This window comes from Streptomyces sp. SCL15-4 (assembly GCF_033366695.1).
In the GTDB taxonomy this organism is placed as follows: Bacteria; Actinomycetota; Actinomycetes; order Streptomycetales; family Streptomycetaceae; genus Streptomyces.
Map to the genome: position 1 here is coordinate 1,062,001 of NZ_JAOBTQ010000001.1, position 14,727 is coordinate 1,076,727.

The 14,727-nt window shown below is 74.3% G+C and carries 15 protein-coding genes, 1 pseudogene and 1 riboswitch; of the genes and pseudogenes, 5 read left to right on the forward strand and 11 right to left on the reverse strand.

Features of this window, described 5'->3' with window-relative positions:
• Nucleotides 1-26 precede the first annotated feature (26 nt).
• A riboswitch (ZMP/ZTP riboswitch) is annotated at nt 27-107 on the forward strand.
• 26 nt (nt 108-133) lie between these two features.
• Together SCK26_RS04415 and SCK26_RS04420 are read left to right on the forward strand one after the other, a co-directional pair.
• Nucleotides 134-991, forward strand: coding sequence for a bifunctional 5,10-methylenetetrahydrofolate dehydrogenase/5,10-methenyltetrahydrofolate cyclohydrolase (locus SCK26_RS04415; RefSeq protein WP_318199929.1), 858 nt, complete (start codon nt 134-136; stop codon nt 989-991).
• A 338-nt stretch (nt 992-1,329) separates the two neighbouring features.
• Nucleotides 1,330-2,559, forward strand: a complete 1,230-nt coding sequence (locus tag SCK26_RS04420; protein ID WP_318205908.1) for a glycosyltransferase — start codon at nt 1,330-1,332, stop codon at nt 2,557-2,559.
• Between the two features lie 15 nt (nt 2,560-2,574).
• Here the strand turns inward: SCK26_RS04420 and SCK26_RS04425 are convergent, their stop codons facing one another.
• Nucleotides 2,575-3,600 carry an alcohol dehydrogenase catalytic domain-containing protein gene (locus SCK26_RS04425; RefSeq protein ID WP_318199930.1) on the reverse strand — a complete coding sequence of 342 codons (1,026 nt, stop codon included), beginning with the start codon at nt 3,598-3,600 and terminating at the stop codon, nt 2,575-2,577.
• 110 nt (nt 3,601-3,710) lie between these two features.
• Nucleotides 3,711-4,379, reverse strand: a complete 669-nt coding sequence (locus SCK26_RS04430) for a TetR/AcrR family transcriptional regulator (RefSeq protein WP_318205909.1) — start codon at nt 4,377-4,379, stop codon at nt 3,711-3,713.
• Between the two features lie 160 nt (nt 4,380-4,539).
• Between SCK26_RS04430 and SCK26_RS04435 the strand changes: the two genes are divergently transcribed.
• Nucleotides 4,540-5,793, forward strand: coding sequence for a YncE family protein (locus SCK26_RS04435; protein ID WP_318199931.1), 1,254 nt, complete (start codon nt 4,540-4,542; stop codon nt 5,791-5,793).
• Nucleotides 5,794-6,092: 299 nt separating this feature from the next.
• On the opposite strand, the gene SCK26_RS04440 is transcribed toward SCK26_RS04435, so the two are convergent.
• From SCK26_RS04440 to SCK26_RS04460, 6 genes and pseudogenes are all read right to left on the reverse strand, one after another.
• Nucleotides 6,093-6,395, reverse strand: coding sequence for a GNAT family protein (locus tag SCK26_RS04440; protein WP_318199932.1), 303 nt, complete (start codon nt 6,393-6,395; stop codon nt 6,093-6,095).
• A 38-nt stretch (nt 6,396-6,433) separates the two neighbouring features.
• Nucleotides 6,434-6,622: pseudogene (locus SCK26_RS37915) on the reverse strand (GNAT family N-acetyltransferase); the annotation flags it as partial.
• Nucleotides 6,623-6,647: 25 nt separating this feature from the next.
• Nucleotides 6,648-7,148, reverse strand: a complete 501-nt coding sequence (locus tag SCK26_RS04445) for a metallophosphoesterase (RefSeq protein ID WP_318199933.1) — start codon at nt 7,146-7,148, stop codon at nt 6,648-6,650.
• 9 nt (nt 7,149-7,157) lie between these two features.
• Nucleotides 7,158-8,168, reverse strand: coding sequence for an SDR family oxidoreductase (locus SCK26_RS04450; protein WP_318199934.1), 1,011 nt, complete (start codon nt 8,166-8,168; stop codon nt 7,158-7,160).
• A 45-nt stretch (nt 8,169-8,213) separates the two neighbouring features.
• Nucleotides 8,214-9,323 (reverse strand): enolase C-terminal domain-like protein, encoded by a 1,110-nt coding sequence (locus tag SCK26_RS04455; protein ID WP_318199935.1) that lies wholly within the window; start codon nt 9,321-9,323, stop codon nt 8,214-8,216.
• Nucleotides 9,320-12,367 (reverse strand): FAD-binding and (Fe-S)-binding domain-containing protein, encoded by a 3,048-nt coding sequence (locus SCK26_RS04460; protein ID WP_318199936.1) that lies wholly within the window; start codon nt 12,365-12,367, stop codon nt 9,320-9,322. The genes SCK26_RS04455 and SCK26_RS04460 overlap by 4 nt, the downstream gene beginning before the upstream one ends.
• A 125-nt stretch (nt 12,368-12,492) precedes the next feature.
• On the opposite strand from SCK26_RS04460, the gene SCK26_RS04465 reads away from it, so the two are divergent.
• Nucleotides 12,493-12,930: a MarR family winged helix-turn-helix transcriptional regulator gene (locus tag SCK26_RS04465; protein ID WP_318199937.1), complete on the forward strand. Its 438-nt coding sequence runs from the start codon at nt 12,493-12,495 to the stop codon at nt 12,928-12,930.
• 197 nt (nt 12,931-13,127) lie between these two features.
• Nucleotides 13,128-13,712 (forward strand): isochorismatase family protein, encoded by a 585-nt coding sequence (locus SCK26_RS04470; protein ID WP_318199938.1) that lies wholly within the window; start codon nt 13,128-13,130, stop codon nt 13,710-13,712.
• Nucleotides 13,713-13,738: 26 nt separating this feature from the next.
• Here the strand turns inward: SCK26_RS04470 and SCK26_RS04475 are convergent, their stop codons facing one another.
• The 3 genes from SCK26_RS04475 to SCK26_RS04485 form a co-directional block, all read right to left on the reverse strand.
• Nucleotides 13,739-13,915, reverse strand: a complete 177-nt coding sequence (locus tag SCK26_RS04475) for a hypothetical protein (RefSeq protein ID WP_318199939.1) — start codon at nt 13,913-13,915, stop codon at nt 13,739-13,741.
• Between the two features lie 90 nt (nt 13,916-14,005).
• Entirely contained in the window at nt 14,006-14,374 is a 369-nt protein-coding gene (locus tag SCK26_RS04480) for a DUF6479 family protein (RefSeq protein ID WP_318199940.1), read from the reverse strand.
• Nucleotides 14,375-14,431: 57 nt separating this feature from the next.
• A complete protein-coding gene (locus tag SCK26_RS04485; protein WP_318199941.1) occupies nt 14,432-14,704 on the reverse strand; it encodes a hypothetical protein in 273 nt (90 codons plus the stop codon).
• Nucleotides 14,705-14,727: the final 23 nt, after the last annotated feature.

A 14,727-nucleotide genomic window follows, 5' to 3' on the forward strand; every position in this document is an offset into this window, starting at 1 on the left:
GGTCGTACACACACTCGGTTACGCTGTGAGCGGGCCGTGACTGGCGCTGAGGTGGAGTACCACCGGGGAGCGGTCCATTGAGACAGCCGCGCGCCTGGGCGACAAGAGCCGATCCAGCCCAGGAGTGTGCAGCATGACCCGGACCCAGGCCGCCCGTCTGATGGACGGCACCGCGCTCGCCCGCCGCATCGTGGAGGAGACCGCGCGCCGGGCCGCCGATCTCACCGGCCGCACCGGCACCGCGCCGTGTCTCGCGACCGTGCTGGTCGGTGAGGACCCGGCGTCCGTGACCTACGTCCGCATGAAGCAGAACCGCTGCCGCAAGGCCGGCATCACCTCCCGGCACGTCGCGCTGCCGGCCACCACCACGACGGACGGTCTCGTCGGCACGCTGCGGGAGTTGTCGGCCGATCCGGGCGTGCACGGCATCCTGCTCCAGCATCCGGTGGGCGACCACATCGACGAGCGGGCCGCGTTCGAGGCGATCGCGCCGGAGAAGGACGTGGACGGTGTCACCTTCGCCTCGTTCGCCACGATGAGCTTCGGACTGCCGGGCTTCGTCTCCTGCACGCCGGGCGGCATCGTGCGGTTGCTGGACGAGTACGGCGTCGACCCGGCCGGGAAGCGGGCCGTGGTGGTGGGCCGCAGCGCGATCCTCGGCAAGCCGGTGGGCATGCTGCTGCTGGCCCGGGACGCGACCGTGACGTACTGCCACTCGCGCACCCGGGACCTGTCGGCGGCGGTCCGCGAGGCCGACATCGTCGTGGCGGCGGTGGGCCGGCCGCGGCTGATCCGGGGGCAGGACGTCAAGCCGGGCGCGGTCGTGATCGACGCGGGCTACAACCCGGGGAACGTGGGCGACGTCGACTTCGACTCGGCCGTGGAGCGGGCCTCGCTGATCACGCCGGTGCCGGGCGGCGTCGGCCCGATGACGATCGCCACGCTGCTGGAGCAGACGGTGACGGCCGCGGCCCGGCAACTCGGGGCGTAGGGGCGACGCGGGACCGGCGCGTCCGGGCGCTGTGGTCCCGCCGTACCCGGGGATGACGCGGGTGAAGGTGGTCCGCGGGCCGGGGACGGCGCCGGCGCGCGCGTCTAGGAGCAGCATCCGCCGGGTGCCCTCGCCGCCGCACGCGCGGGCCCGGCCCGGACGGCCCGAGGCCGGGTCCCGGCGCCGGCCGGTACCGGGCGCCGCGCCCGCGCCTGACGGCCCACTGCCGGCCGGTGTCCGTTGACACGGGCGTGTGGACGTGTACCGGACAATCACGCGGGCGCACGGGTGCCGGAACGGCGGAACCGGTCATACTGGCCGGCGTGCGTGTTGCGATCATGACGGCGGGTTCCCGGGGCGACGCCGCCCCGTACACCGGGCTCGGGCACCGGCTCGCGCTGGCCGGGCACGACGTCACGCTGGTCACCCACGGCCGCTTCGAGCCGCTGGTGGCGGGGTCGGGGGTGCGGTTCCACCCGCTGCCGGTGGATCCGCGGGCGGAACTGGAGTCCCCGCGCGGCCGGGGCCTGCACCGCAGCGCCAGCGGGCCCGGGAAGCTGCTGCGCGTGGTGGAGCTGGCCCGGCACGTGGTGGGACGGATGACCGAGGATTTGCTCGACGCGGCGCGGGACAGTGACGTGCTGCTGCTGTCCGCCTCGGTGGCCCCGCTCGGGCACACCATCGCCGAGGGACTGCGGCTGCCCAGCCTGGGCGTGTATCTGCAACCGCTCACGGCCACGCGGGAGTTCGCTCCGCCGATGCTCGGCGGCGGGGCCTGGGGCGGGGCGGTGAACCGGCTCGCCGGGCACGGGGTGGGCCTCGCCGTGGAGCATGTCTTCTCCGGTGCCGTGCCGGCCCTGCGCGCGCGGCTCGGCCTGCCCCGGCTGGGCACCGGTGCCGCGCGGCGGTCCCGGGAGCGGCGGCACTGGCCGGTGCACCACGGCTTCAGTCCCTTGGTGGTGCCCCGGCCCGCCGACTGGCGGGCGGGCCTGGAGGTGGGCGGCTACTGGTGGCCGTACGACACCGAGGAGCGACTTCCCGAGGACGTACGGGAGTTCATCGAGGCCGGGCCGCCGCCGGTGTTCGTCGGGCTGGGCAGTGCCACCGTGCCGGACGCCGGGCGGCTGAGTGCGCGGGTGGTGACCGCGCTCAGGCGGGCCGGGCTGCGCGGGGTGATCCAGCGCGGCTGGGGCGGGCTGGCGGCCGACGGGGACGACATGCTGACCATCGGCGAGGTGCCGCACTCGCTGCTGTTTCCGCGCATGGCCGCCGTGGTCCATCACGCGGGCGCGGGCACCACGGCGGCGGGGCTGCGCGCCGGGGTGCCGGCGGTCTTGGTGCCGGTGCAGTTCGACGCCGGGTTCTGGTCCGCCCGGCTGGTGGCGCTGGGGGTCGCCCCGGCCGTCGTACCGCTGCGCCGGCTGAGCGCGGACGCGCTGGCCTCGGCGCTGTCCCGGGCCGCCCGGGACCCGGCGTACCGGCGCCGCGCCGAGTCCCTGGGCGCCCGGATCCGGGGCGAGGACGGCACGGCCCCGGTGCTGGCCGCCCTGGAGCGGCTCGCCGGCTGAAACGGGACCAGGGTCTCAGCCGGTGGTGAGCACCATGCGGAAGCGGGCGGCGCCGGCGAGCATCTTGGCGTACGCCTCCCCGGCCCGCTCCAGCGGCACCGTCTCGGTCATCGGGCGGATGCCGTGCAGGGCGCTGAAGGCCATGGTGTCCTCGACGTCCCGCGCGGTGCCGGAGGGATGTCCGCGGACGACCCGCCCGCTCATGATCAGTTGCACCGGGCTGATGCCCAGCGGCTCCGGGGTGGCGCCGATGACGGTCAGTTCGCCGCGCGGGGCCAGGCCGTCCACGGTCGCCGTGATGGCCTCGGAGCTGCCGGCGGTGGCCAGTACGGCCTTCGCTCCGCCGAGGGAGCCCAGCGCCTCGGCCACCGGGACCGGTGCCGTGCTGTCGACGTAGTGGTGGGCGCCGAGCCGCCGGGCGAAGTCGGCCTTCTCGGCGCCCCGGGCGATCGCCACGGTCTCGAAGCCCATCGCCACCGCGTACTGCACGCCGAGGTGGCCGAGGCCGCCGAGGCCGAGCACCGCGACCAGGTCGCCCGGCTCGGCCGGACCGCGCCGCAGCCCGTTGTACGTGGTCACGCCCGCGCAGGCCAGGGGCCCGGCGTCGGCCGCGGAGAGCGTGTCGGGGATCCGGGCCAGGGCGTCGACGGGTACGGTCGTCCGCTCGCCGAAGCCGCCGTCGTAGGTCCATCCGGGGACCTTCAGGGCGGTGCACACGATGAAGTCGCCCCGGCGGCAGGGCGGGCAGTGGCCGCAGCTGCCGCCGAACCAGCCGACGGCCACCCGGTCGCCGACGCTCCAGCCGCGCTCCCGAGTGCCCTCGCCCAGTTCCTCGATCCGCCCGGCGATCTCGTGCCCGGGGACCTCGGGAAAGGTCACGCCCGGCAGTCCGCCGCCGACGAAGAGGGCGTCGCTGTGGCAGATCCCGCACGCCTCCACGGCGATCCGCACCAGGCCGGGTCCCGGCGGCCGGATCTCCCGCTCGGCGAGTTCGAAGGTGCCGTCGGGGGCGGTCACCTGGGCGACTCGGTAGGTACTCATGGCGCTCTCCGGGAAACGGGGCGACGGCCTTCACCCCCAGCAGACCAGCTCCGGCCCGATCACGCGCGCCGAGCCGGTCCGCACCCCCGCCGGCCTGCGCGTACGCCGTCTCAGCCGGAACCGGGGCGCCAGCCCTCCGGCCGGAGCATGCCCAGCAGCAGCCGGACCAGTTCGTCCACCACCTCGTCGAGCGTGGCGTCCACCCAGCCGGCCGTCCAGTCGTGCAGCAGCCCGTTGACGCTGCCGATGAAGGCGGTGGCCGCCAGGCGGTAGTCGCGCGGCGCCGCCTGTCCGCGGGCCACGGCCGCGTCCGCCTCGGCACGGATGAGGTCGACCCAGCGGGCGCGGCGGGCCAGGCGCTGCTCCTCCAGGCGGGGGCTGACTCCGATGATCTCCATGAAGGCGATCCGGATGCGGCGCGGGTCGGAGGTGATGTCGCGGGCGTAGGCCCGGAAGAGGGTGGTGACGCGGTCGGCCAGCGCCGAGCCGTCGGCGTCGGCTTCGGCGAGCGCGTCCAGGACGGCCTGTTCGGCCCAGGCGTTGACCTGGAGGTGCAGTGCGGCCAGGACGTCCTCCAGGGTGCGGAACTCCTCGTAGAACTGGCGGGTGGACAGGCCGGCGGCCTGGCTGAGGGCGGCGACGGTGGTGCCGCGGTAGCCGGGGGTGTCGCCGAACAGGCGCAGCGCCGCGTCGAGGAAGCGGCGGCGCCGCTCGGCCTGCCGTTCCTCGGCGGACCGGCCGCCGTAGCGTCCCGTCGGCGCTCTGAGCCTGCCGCCCAACGCGTCCCCCTCCGTCATCCCGCCGGTCCACCAATCTTGTCGTGCACGCATCTTGTCGAGAAGGCCGCCCCTTCCTTACTTTTCAGTAAGTTCATTGTGAATGCGGCCGTGTTCAGATCCCCGGACTTCCCCCGACTTTCCCCGAGGAAAGAGAGCCGTCATGGCTGCCTCCAGAACCAGGCACCTGTGCTCCATGGCCGTCGCCCTCGCCCTGGCCGTCGCCGGGCCGGCGGCCGCCGCCTCCGCGCGTTCCGCCGCTCCCGACGGCCTGCGCGAGGTGCTCTTCGTCGGCAACAACTGGGACGGCACCGCCGATGTGATCCGGTCCTCCGGCGACTACGCGAAGGTCGGCCGGATCAGCGTCGTCCCGGACAAGGCCGCGCGGATGGCGGAGATCAACGCGGACCCGATCAAGTGGATCTACTTCCAGGCGATCCGCAACAGCGTCGGCGAAGGGCACGACCAGTTCGCCGACGACATGTACTCCACCCCGGACGGCCGGTCGGTGGTGGTGTCCCGGCCGAGCTTCGCGGACGTGGTCTCCATCGATCTGGCCACCGGCGCGGTCAACTGGCGGTTCCCGGTGGCCGGTTACCGCGCCGACCACATGGCGGTCTCCCCGGACGGCACCCGGGTGGCGGTCTCCGCGTCCACCGCCGACACCGTGCATGTGCTCGACATCGCCACCGGCCGGCAACTGGGGTCGTTCAAGACCGGCGCCAAGCCGCACGAGAACGTCTTCACCAAGGACGGCAAGTACCTCTGGAACATGTCCATCGGCGACGTCAACACCGACCTGGACGGGCCCGGCTGGGACTGGACCAAGGGCGACCGGCACATCACGGTCGTGGACGCCACGACGTTCCAGCAGGTCAAGGTCATCGACATGCGGCAGCGGCTGGACGCGTTCGGCCTGAAGGACTTCTCCGACGCGGTCCGCCCGGCCGTGTTCTCCCCCGACGAGTCCAAGCTCTACTTCCAGGTGTCGTTCTTCAACGGCTTCTTCGAGTACGACGTCGCCACCGACAAGATCACCCGGATGAAGACGCTGCCGAAGAACCCGGCGACCAGCGAGGACCGCACCACCTGGGTCAACGACTCGCGCCACCACGGGATCTCGATGAACCCCCAGGGCACCAAGCTGTGCGTCGCGGGCACCATGGACGACTACGCGACCGTGGTCGACCGGGCCTCGCTCCAGGAGGGACCGCTGGTACCGGCCGCCAAGCCGTACTGGGCGACGGTCAGCGGGGACGGCAAGGACTGTGTCGTCTCCGAGAGCGGCGCCGACCAGGTGACGGCGATCGACTTCGCCACCGGCCGGAAGGTGACCTCGATCCCCGTCGGCGACCATCCGCAGCGCGTCCGGCTGGGTCGTGTGCGGGCCGACTGGACCGGCCCGAACGGCGGCTGACGCGCCATCAGAACGTGGCCTCCGGGGTGCCCCACTCACTCCCGGAGGCCACACCACCGCCAGAAGCGGCCGACTCGGCCCGCGCCGCGGCGAACAGGTCCGCCGAGGACGCCGTGGCGGCTCCTCTCCGGCCCGCCGGGTGGGGCCGGTTCCTCCTGCGAGAGCTTGCGGGTGCCACGAGCAGCGCGGATCGTGATCATTGTCTGTACCAGCACGGGCACGGCTGAGAGCGGATTCGGCGTGCGCCCGGGAGGCTACCCGGGGTCTCCGGACACCCGTGCGGGCAGGTGCCGGTCGTGTCAGCCGTCCGCGTGCAGGAGGGCGCTGCGCTGGGTGCCCTCGTAGCGGAAACCGGAGCGCTCCGCGACGCGGCAGGACGCGGGGTCGGCCGTGGAGTGGCACAGTCGCAGCCGGTGCGGGCCCAGGTCGTCCAGGGCCCATCGGGTCAGCCGGCGGGCCGCCGTGACGGCGAGGCCGGCGCCGCGGGACGGGGGCAGCAGCCAGTGGACGAGTTCGGCGCCGCCGCCCGCGAGGTCGACGCCGCCCAGGCCGAGGCGTCCGGCCGGGCGAGGGCCCGCACCGCGCCGGTCTCGGCCCGCCACCGCTCGCGCATCCGGGCGATCCGGGCGCGGGCCTCTCCGGCGTCGGCCACGATGAACCGGTTCCACCGCCGGACGGCGGGGTCCTGCCCGGCGGCGAGCAGCGCGTCGGCGTCCTCGGGCCGCCGGGGCCGCAGCCGCAGGCCGTCCGGCAGGTCGAGGACGGGCTGCGCGGCAGCCGCCATTCGGCCACGCGGTACGACGTCGGGTATGCCGGCACTGGAGATCATCCCGGCATCGTCGCACAGGTGCCCGCTACCGCCGGGGCAGCCGGTGCAGGGTCACGTCCGTGAGCGTCCCGCCGGCCGCCGTCGCCGTCAGGTAGGTGCAGTGCGGCTGGCGGCGGCGGTCGGTCGGGGAGCCGGGGTTGAGCAGGCGCAGGCCGCCGGGGGCGGTGGTGTCCCACGGGATGTGGCTGTGCCCGAAGACCAGGACGTCCAGGTCCGGGAAGCGGGCCGCGCAGCGGGCCTCGCGCCCTTGGGCGGGGCCGGTCTCGTGGACCACGCCGAAGCGCAGGCCGCCCAGTTCGGCACGGGCCACCTCGGGCAGCCGGGCGCGCAGCTCGGCGCCGTCGTTGTTGCCGTACACGCCGATCAGCCGGCGGCTGCGGCTCTCCAGCAGGTCCAGGGTGGCGGTGTCGACCCAGTCGCCGGCGTGCAGGACGACGTCCGCGTGCGGGAGTTCGCCGAGCAGCTGCTCCGGGAGCCGCTTGGCCCGCTTGGGCAGGTGGGTGTCGGACATGAGCAGGAGGCGCACGCCGTCGCCCTAGGCCGCTCGTCCGGTGAGGCGGCGCACGCCGAGTGTGGTGCCGAGCACGGCGGCGCCGGCGCCGAGGGCGGTGGCGGCGGGGTGCCGGACCAGGGTCTCCTGCCAGGAGCGGGTGTGCGAGGTGTCGTCGAAGGCGCCGTGCGCGCCCTGGTCGTCGGCGGGGGTGCGGTCGACCGGCTCGAAGAGGTTGTCCAGGTGGGCCGGCGGGACGCTGTCGGTCTGCTGGGAGTCGAAGCCGGTGCGGGCCAGATAGCGGTCGAGCAGCGCCGGGACGAGCCGGTTGGCCCAGATGGTGGCGACGGTGGAGGCGCCGACGTAGTACTGCTTGCGGCGCGGGTGGTCGGCCGCGTACAGCACGCCCCGGGCGGCCACCTCGGGCTGGTAGATCGGCGGGACCGGCATGGGGTGCTTGGACAGCCGGGAGCGGACCCACTGGAACTGGGGGGTGTTGACGGCGGGCATCTGGGCGATGGTGACGTGCACGTTGCTGCCGCGGTGCAGCAGTTCGGTGCGCAGGGAGGAGGTGAAGCCGTTGATGGCGTGCTTGGCCCCGCAGTACGCCGACTGGAGCGGGATGGACCGCTCGCCGAGCGCGGAGCCGACCTGCACGATCGTGCCCCGGTCGCGCGGCAGCATGCGCTTCAGGGCGGTGCGGGTGCCGTTGACGAAGCCGAGGTAGGTCACCTGGGTGACCCGTTCGAACTCCTCGGCGGTGATCTCCTCGAACGGCGCGAACACCGTGGAGAACGCGCAGTTGATCCAGATGTCGATGGGCCCGAACGCCTGCTCCGCGGCCTCGGCGGCGGCCTCCAGCTGCGCCGCGTCGGACGCGTCGGCCACATGCGTCAGGGGCCGGCCGCCGAGCGCCGCGACCTCGTCGGCCGCCATCTCCAGGCCGCCCTCGCCGCGCGCGACCAGGACGACGTCGGCGCCGCGCCGGGCGTACAGGCGGGCGGTGGCGCGGCCGATGCCGGCGCTGGCGCCGGTGATGACGACGGTGGGAGGCATGGTTTCTCCTTTTCGAACGTGCTCGGTGACGCGGCTCGGTCCGTCTCACTCCACCCGGTACGGCGCCGCGCGCTCCCGGGCGAGCGTGAGGCCGAGTCCGGGTTCCCCGTCGGCGCCCGGTGTGACGCTGCCGCCGGCCGGATCGAGGACGCCGTCGAACAGGAGGCGTTCGATGCGGACGTGGTCGTGGAACCACTCCAGATGGCGCAGGTTGGGCACGGCGGCGGCAGCGTGCGCGTGGGCGTGGGGCGCGCAGTGACCGGAGACGTCGATCCCGCGCGCCTGGGCGAGCGCGGCGGCGCGCAGCCAGACGGTGATGCCGCCGCACCGGGTGATGTCGGCCTGGAGGCAGTCGACGGCTCCGGCGGCCAGCATGTGCTCGAAGTACGGCAGGGTGTAGCCGTATTCGCCGGCGGCCACGTCGAGGGGGATGCTGTTTCGGATGCCGGCGAGGACGGTGAGGTGGTCGGAGGAGACGGGTTCCTCGAACCAGGTGACGCCCTGGTCGGCGAGCGCGCCCGCGACCCGTACCGCCTGGCCGCCGGTGTAGCCGCCGTTGGCGTCCACGTACAGCTCGGCCGTGTCGCCGACGGCCGCCCGCGCCAGGGCGACGCGTTCGAGGTCGCGGTCCTGCCGCGCGCCCCACGACTCCCCGATCTTGATCTTGACGCGGGGGATGCCCTGTTCCTCGGCCCAGCCGCGCAGCTGGCGTTCCTGCCGGCCGGCGTCGTAGGTGGTGAAGCCACCGCTGCCGTAGACGGGCACGTCGGTGCGGGCGGCGCCGAGCAGCCGGACGAGGGGCAGGCCGAGCAGGCGGGCCTTGAGGTCCCACAGGGCGATGTCGACGGCGGCGATCGCCTGGGCGGCCAGGCCGGGCAGTCCGGCGTTGCGCACGGCCCGGCACATCCGCTCGTTGGCGCGCGGCACGTCGTACGCGGACAGGCCGGTGACGCTGCCGGCGAGCAGTTCGCGCACGAGGTGGGCGGTGGCGGCGGGCGCGTAGGTGTAGCCGAGCCCGGTGGTGGTGCCGGAGCGGACGGTGACCAGGACGAGGGTGGTCCTGTCCCAGGCGAGTGTGCCGTCCGCCTCGGGCGCGTCGGTGGGCACGGTGTAGACGGCGGTGTCGGCCGCGTCTACGGCCGGCTGGTCGCTCATGGTCGCCTCCGGGACCGGCGCAGCCCGCTGACGACGGCGGCGCTGCCCGCGGCGAGGGCGGCCACGGAGGCGGTGGTCGCCCAGGCGGCCCCGCGGGACGGCTCGTCGGGGCGGACGGCCAGGCGTTCGGGGCGGTCGCCGGGCAGGTTGCCGTCCAGGGCGAGCGCGAGGACCTCGGCGAGGTGCAGCGCGCGCCGGCCGGTGCCGCCCTGTTCGATCTGGGTGCGGCAGCTGAAGCCGTCGGCGACGACCAGGCTGTCCGGGGCGGCGGCGCGCACGGCGGGCAGGACGCCCAGTTCGCCGACGGCCATGGACACCTCGTGGTGGCCGCGCTCGAAGCCGAAGTTGCCGGCCAGGCCGCAGCAGCCCTCGTCGAGCACCTCGGCGTCGAGGTGGGCGCGGCGCATCAGTTCGCGGTCGGCGTCGAACTTCATGACGGCGTGCTGGTGGCAGTGGGTCTGCACGGTGGCCTGCCGGGCCAGTCGCGGCGGCTGCCAGTCGGGGGCGTGGTGGATCAGGTGTTCGGCGAAGGTCCGCACCTGGCCGGCCAGCCGCCGGACGTCCTGGTCGTCGGGCATGAGTTCGGGGGCGTCGGCGCGGAAGACGGCCGTGCAGGAGGGTTCCAGGCCGATGACCGGCGTGCCGGCCTCCAGATAGGGCCGCAGCACGCCGAGGGTGCGGGTCAGCATCTTCTTGGCGGTGGCGAGCTGGCCGGTGGAGATCCAGGTCAGTCCGCAGCACACCGGTTCGGTGGGGACGGCGACGTGGAAGCCGGCGTCCTCGAGGACGCGGACGGCGGACCGGGCGATGGCGGGATGGAAGTAGGTGCTGAAGGTGTCGGGCCACAGGACGACCGTGCGCGGGTCGGCGGGGTCCGGCTCCGGCCGGCCGCGGGCCCGCCACCACTGGACGAAGGACTCCTCGGCGAACACCGGGGCCCGGCGGGCGGCGTCGACGCCGGCGAGCCGCTTGCCGAGGCCGGCCAGGCCGGGCGCGTGCAGCGCGGCGTTCACCAGCCGCGGGGCGGTGCGGCTGAGCCGGGCCCACAGCGGGAGCCAGCCCATGGAGTAGTGGGCCATGGGGCGCTTGCGGCCCGCGTAGTGATGGGAGAGGAACTCGGCCTTGAGCGTGGCCATGTCGACGCCGGTCGGGCAGTCCGACTTGCAGCCCTTGCAGGCCAGGCAGAGATCGAGGGCGTCGTGGACGGCGGTGGAGCGCCAGCCGTCCCCGATCGCGGAGTCCGGGTGCCCGCCGAGCATCTCGAACAGCAGCCGGGCCCGGCCGCGGGTGGAGTGCTCCTCCTCCATGGTGGCCCGGTAGGAGGGGCACATGACGCCGCCGGAGTGGCCGCGGCAGTTGCCGATGCCGACGCAGCGCATCACCGCGCGGTCGAAGGAGTGATCGTCCTCGGGGAAGCCGAAGTGGGTGGCGGGAGTGGCGGGCCGCCAGGTGGGGCCGAGCCGCAGTTGTCCGTCGACCGGGTTGGGGTGGACGATCTTGCCGGGGTTCATCCGGTTGCCGGGGTCGAAGAGCGCCTTCAGTTCGCCGAACGCGGTCACGAGCCGCGGCCCGAACATCCGGGTGAGCAGTTCGCCCCGGGACTGGCCGTCCCCGTGTTCGCCGGACAGGGAGCCGCCGTAGGAGGCGACGAGGTCGGCGGCGCGCTCCAAAAACCGCCGGAAGCGCGCCACGCCCTCGGCGGTGCGCAGGCCGAAGGGGATGCGGGTGTGGACGCAGCCCTGTCCGAAGTGGCCGTACAGGGACGGGCGGCCGTAGTCGAACTCGGCGAACAGGCCCTTCAGGTCGCGCAGATAGTCGCCGAGCCGTTCGGGCGGTACGGCGGAGTCCTCCCAGCCCTCCCAGGTCTCCCGGTCGTCCGGCGGGCGGGCGGTCACGCCGAGCCCTGCCTCGCGGGCCTTGAGCATCCGCTGCTCGCGTTCCGGGTCGTCGGAGAAGGCGACGTTGCGGTCCTTCTCGTCGCGGCCGAGGGCGTGCAGCAGGGCGTGTGCCTGTGCGTCGACGTCCTCCTGGCTGTCGCCGCTGTACTGCACCAGCAGCCAGCTGTCGCCCTCGGGCAGCACGGCGAGCGACTCCAGGTAGGCGCCCTCCTCGCGCATCAGCTGGGCCATCCGGCCGTCCAGGGCCTCCAGTTGGGTGGGGTCGCCGTGCTCCAGCAGGCGCGGTACGTCGTCGGCGGCGGCGCAGATGTCGTCGTAGCCGAGGACGAGCAGGGACTGGTACGCCGGCACGGGCACGAGGTCGAGTTCGGCGCGCAGGACGGTCACCAGGGTGCCCTCGCTGCCGACCAGCGCCTTGGCCACGTCGAAGCCGTTCTCGGGCAGCAGGGAGTCGAGGTTGTAGCCGGAGACGCGGCGCGGGATCTTCGGGTAGCCGCGGCGGATGTCGGCCAGGTACTCGGTGGAGACGCGGTCCAGGCCGGCGTAGATCTCGGCGAGCCGGCCGCCGCCCGCGATGATCCGCTCACGCTCGTCGGGCGGGGTGGGACCGACCCAGGCGCGCTGCCCGTCGTAGGTGAGGATCTCCAGTCGGCGGACGTTGTCGACGGTCTTGCCGTAGGCCTGGGCGGAGGCGCCGCAGGAGTTGTTGCCGATCATGCCGCCGAGCGCGCAGTGGCTGTGGGTGGCCGGCTTCGGTCCGAACTGGAGCTTGTACCGTGCCAGTCGGCGGTTGAGTTCGTCCAGGACGATGCCGGGTTCCACCACGCAGGTGCGCCGGTCGGGGTCGACGGAGAGCACGCCGGTGCAGTACTTGGTCCAGTCGATCACCACGGCGGTGTTGGTCGTCTGTCCCGCGAGGCCGGTGCCGCCGCCCCGGGAGAGGACGGGCGCCTCGAAGCGCGCGCACACCGACACGGCGCGGGCGGCCGCCTCCACGGTGCGGGGCACGACGACGCCGATCGGGATCTGCCGGTAGTTGGAAGCGTCCGTGGCGTAGGCTCCGCGGCTGCCCGCGTCGAAGCGGACCTCGCCGTCCACCTCGGCGTGGAGAGCCGCCTCCAGGCCGGACCTGTCCGCAGGGGTCATCTGCGCTCCTTGGTTCACCGACGTGCTGCGCTGACCGGGGCCGGGCGAGTACCCCGGCAAATAGACAGCCAAAACTGAACAGTCCGAGCTGGACAGTTCCGGCTGCCGGTCATAGCCTGGCGTCCATGGCCGACATCTCCGACTCCGCCGCCCGCGCCGCGCGTGATCTGCGTGTGGTCTTCAGCAGGCTGCGGCGCCGCATCCGCGAGGTGGCGCAGGACGCCGACCTCAGCCCCTCGCAGGAGTCGGCGCTCACCCTGGTCGGCAAGCACGGCGCGGCCACGGCCAGCGCGCTCGCCGCCGCCGAGGGGGTGCGCCCGCAGTCCATGGCCACCACGCTGACCGCGCTGGAGCGGCACGGCCTGATCCGCCGGGCGCCCGACCCCGACGACGGCCGCCGCCAGCTGGTCACGCTGACCGACGCCGGGCGGGCCCGGGTCGAGGGCAACCGGCAGGTCCGCGAGGAGTGGCTGGCCCGCGCCTTCCAGGACCGCTACACCGAGGAGGAGCGGCGTACGGTCCTGGCGGCGCTGGAGCTGCTGGAACGGCTGTCCGCGCCCTGACCCCGGCGCCCACGCGGCCCGGCTCCGCCGCGCACGCCCGTGCCCGCCGCCGCCGCGCTCTTCCCGCACCGCCGGACCCTGCTCGCGCCGGCCGGCTCCGCGCCGCCCTCGCCCACGCCCTCGTCCGGCTCACCCCGAAATCGCTCCACCCCTGAAACACCGGAACACCCGAAACACCCGAAAGGCCCGACCGCCCCATGCCGCTCAGCACGCTCGACCCCCACACCGCCCTCGTCGCGATAGACCTCCAGAACGGCATCGTGGCGATGCCCACGCAGCCCTGCCCGGGCCCGCAGGTGGTCTCCCGCACGGCGGAACTCGCCGACGCCTTCCGCTCCCGCGGCCTGCCCGTGGTCCTGGTCCGCGTCTCCTTCGCCGCCGACGGGGCGGACGCCGTGCCCGGCCGCACCGAACGCCAGCCGCGCGGACTCGCCTTCCCGGAGGGCTGGGACGTCGTCGTGGACGAGCTGTCGGGCCACCCCGGCGACATCCGGGTCACCAAGCACAACTGGAGCGCCTTCCACGGCACCGACCTGGACGTGCAGCTGCGCCGCCGGGGCATCACGCAGATCGTGCTGACCGGGATCGCCACCAGCATCGGCGTGGAATCCACCGCCCGTGACGCCTACGCGCACGGCTACCACGTCACCCTCGCCACCGACGCCATGGCCGACGCCGACGGCGAGGCGCACGCCAACAGCGTGGAGCGCGTCTTCCCGCGCCTCGGCGAGACCGGCACGGCCGCCGAGGTCGCGGAGCTGCTCGCCAAGACCCGCGTCTGACCCCTGCGGCCGGGCACCGGGACTCCTCAGTCCTCGCCGCGCACGATGGTGTCCTCCGTGTCCGGACCCCGGCGCCCCGGCGCGGCGCGGTCCAGGAGTGCCGGGAGGCAGGTGCGCACTCCCGGGTCCCGCCGCCGGCGGGCCTGGGCCCAGCCGGTCTCCGCGTAGGGTATGGCCCGTTTCGCGTCCGCGTGCGCGGTCATGTCGTTCCGCTTCCTTCCGTGTCCCGCCGCCGGCGGGAGCCTTCGCCGGGCCCGCACCGGGCCCGGCGCGGCGATCCGTGTCCGGCCGGGTCAGGTCCGGCCGCCGCCACCGCCGCCGAAGGACCCGCTGGACCCCGGCGACCAGCGCGGACGGCTCTGGTCGGCGGCGCGCTTGGTGCCGACGTTGCCGAGCTGGTGCGGGGTGAGGCGGTCACTCCCGTCGGCGGCCCGGGGCATCTCGTCGGGCTCTCGCACCTCGCGGGTCTCGCCCACCGGTCCCCCCGGCGGCATCTTCGGCTGCTCCTCCGGGCGCGGCGGCGCGGGCTCGCGCTCGCGCACCTTCGCGCCCAGCCGAAAGGCCCAGATGATGCCCGCGACGAGGGCGACTCCGGCGATCAGGATCAGGACGTATCCGAAGGTCTGGGCGCCTGTGGCCGCTTGGTACATGGCAGTGTTCATGACGTGCGGGTACCCGGGGCCGGGCCGCGGATGCCTGGCCCGGGCCTCCCGCGGCGCTCAGTCCTCCTCGCCGGCCGCCGCGCGTTCCACCTCCGCCTCGACCTCGGCCCGGGACCGGCCCGTGTCCCTGGCGTACTCGCTCACCGCCGTCTGCACATCGCGGGCGAGGTCACGCCAGGCCCGCAGGGCGGTCTCGTAGGTGCCCGCCTGGACGCCGGCCAGCCGCCGCTCGGCCGGCGGGCCGTAGGCCTCCCGCAGTTCCTGGACCTGGGTCTGGGCGGCGTCGGCCGCGCGCTGTTTCGCGACCAGTTCTTCGAAGGTGTGCGACACGCCAACCGACCTTAGGCAGCTCC

Excerpts from the sequence above, each read along its gene's own strand:
- SCK26_RS04465 (WP_318199937.1), top strand. The coding sequence starts at position 12,493 with ATGGCCGACATCTCCGACTCCGCCGCCCGCGCCGCGCGTGATCTGCGT.
- SCK26_RS04475 (WP_318199939.1), bottom strand. The coding sequence starts at position 13,915 with ATGACCGCGCACGCGGACGCGAAACGGGCCATACCCTACGCGGAGACC.
- SCK26_RS04470 (WP_318199938.1), top strand. The coding sequence starts at position 13,128 with ATGCCGCTCAGCACGCTCGACCCCCACACCGCCCTCGTCGCGATAGAC.
- SCK26_RS04420 (WP_318205908.1), top strand. The coding sequence starts at position 1,330 with ATGACGGCGGGTTCCCGGGGCGACGCCGCCCCGTACACCGGGCTCGGG.
- SCK26_RS04480 (WP_318199940.1), bottom strand. The coding sequence starts at position 14,374 with ATGAACACTGCCATGTACCAAGCGGCCACAGGCGCCCAGACCTTCGGA.
- SCK26_RS04435 (WP_318199931.1), top strand. The coding sequence starts at position 4,540 with ATGGCTGCCTCCAGAACCAGGCACCTGTGCTCCATGGCCGTCGCCCTC.
- SCK26_RS04450 (WP_318199934.1), bottom strand. The coding sequence starts at position 8,168 with ATGCCTCCCACCGTCGTCATCACCGGCGCCAGCGCCGGCATCGGCCGC.
- SCK26_RS04460 (WP_318199936.1), bottom strand. The coding sequence starts at position 12,367 with ATGACCCCTGCGGACAGGTCCGGCCTGGAGGCGGCTCTCCACGCCGAG.
- SCK26_RS04425 (WP_318199930.1), bottom strand. The coding sequence starts at position 3,600 with ATGAGTACCTACCGAGTCGCCCAGGTGACCGCCCCCGACGGCACCTTC.
- SCK26_RS04455 (WP_318199935.1), bottom strand. The coding sequence starts at position 9,323 with ATGAGCGACCAGCCGGCCGTAGACGCGGCCGACACCGCCGTCTACACC.
- SCK26_RS04415 (WP_318199929.1), top strand. The coding sequence starts at position 134 with ATGACCCGGACCCAGGCCGCCCGTCTGATGGACGGCACCGCGCTCGCC.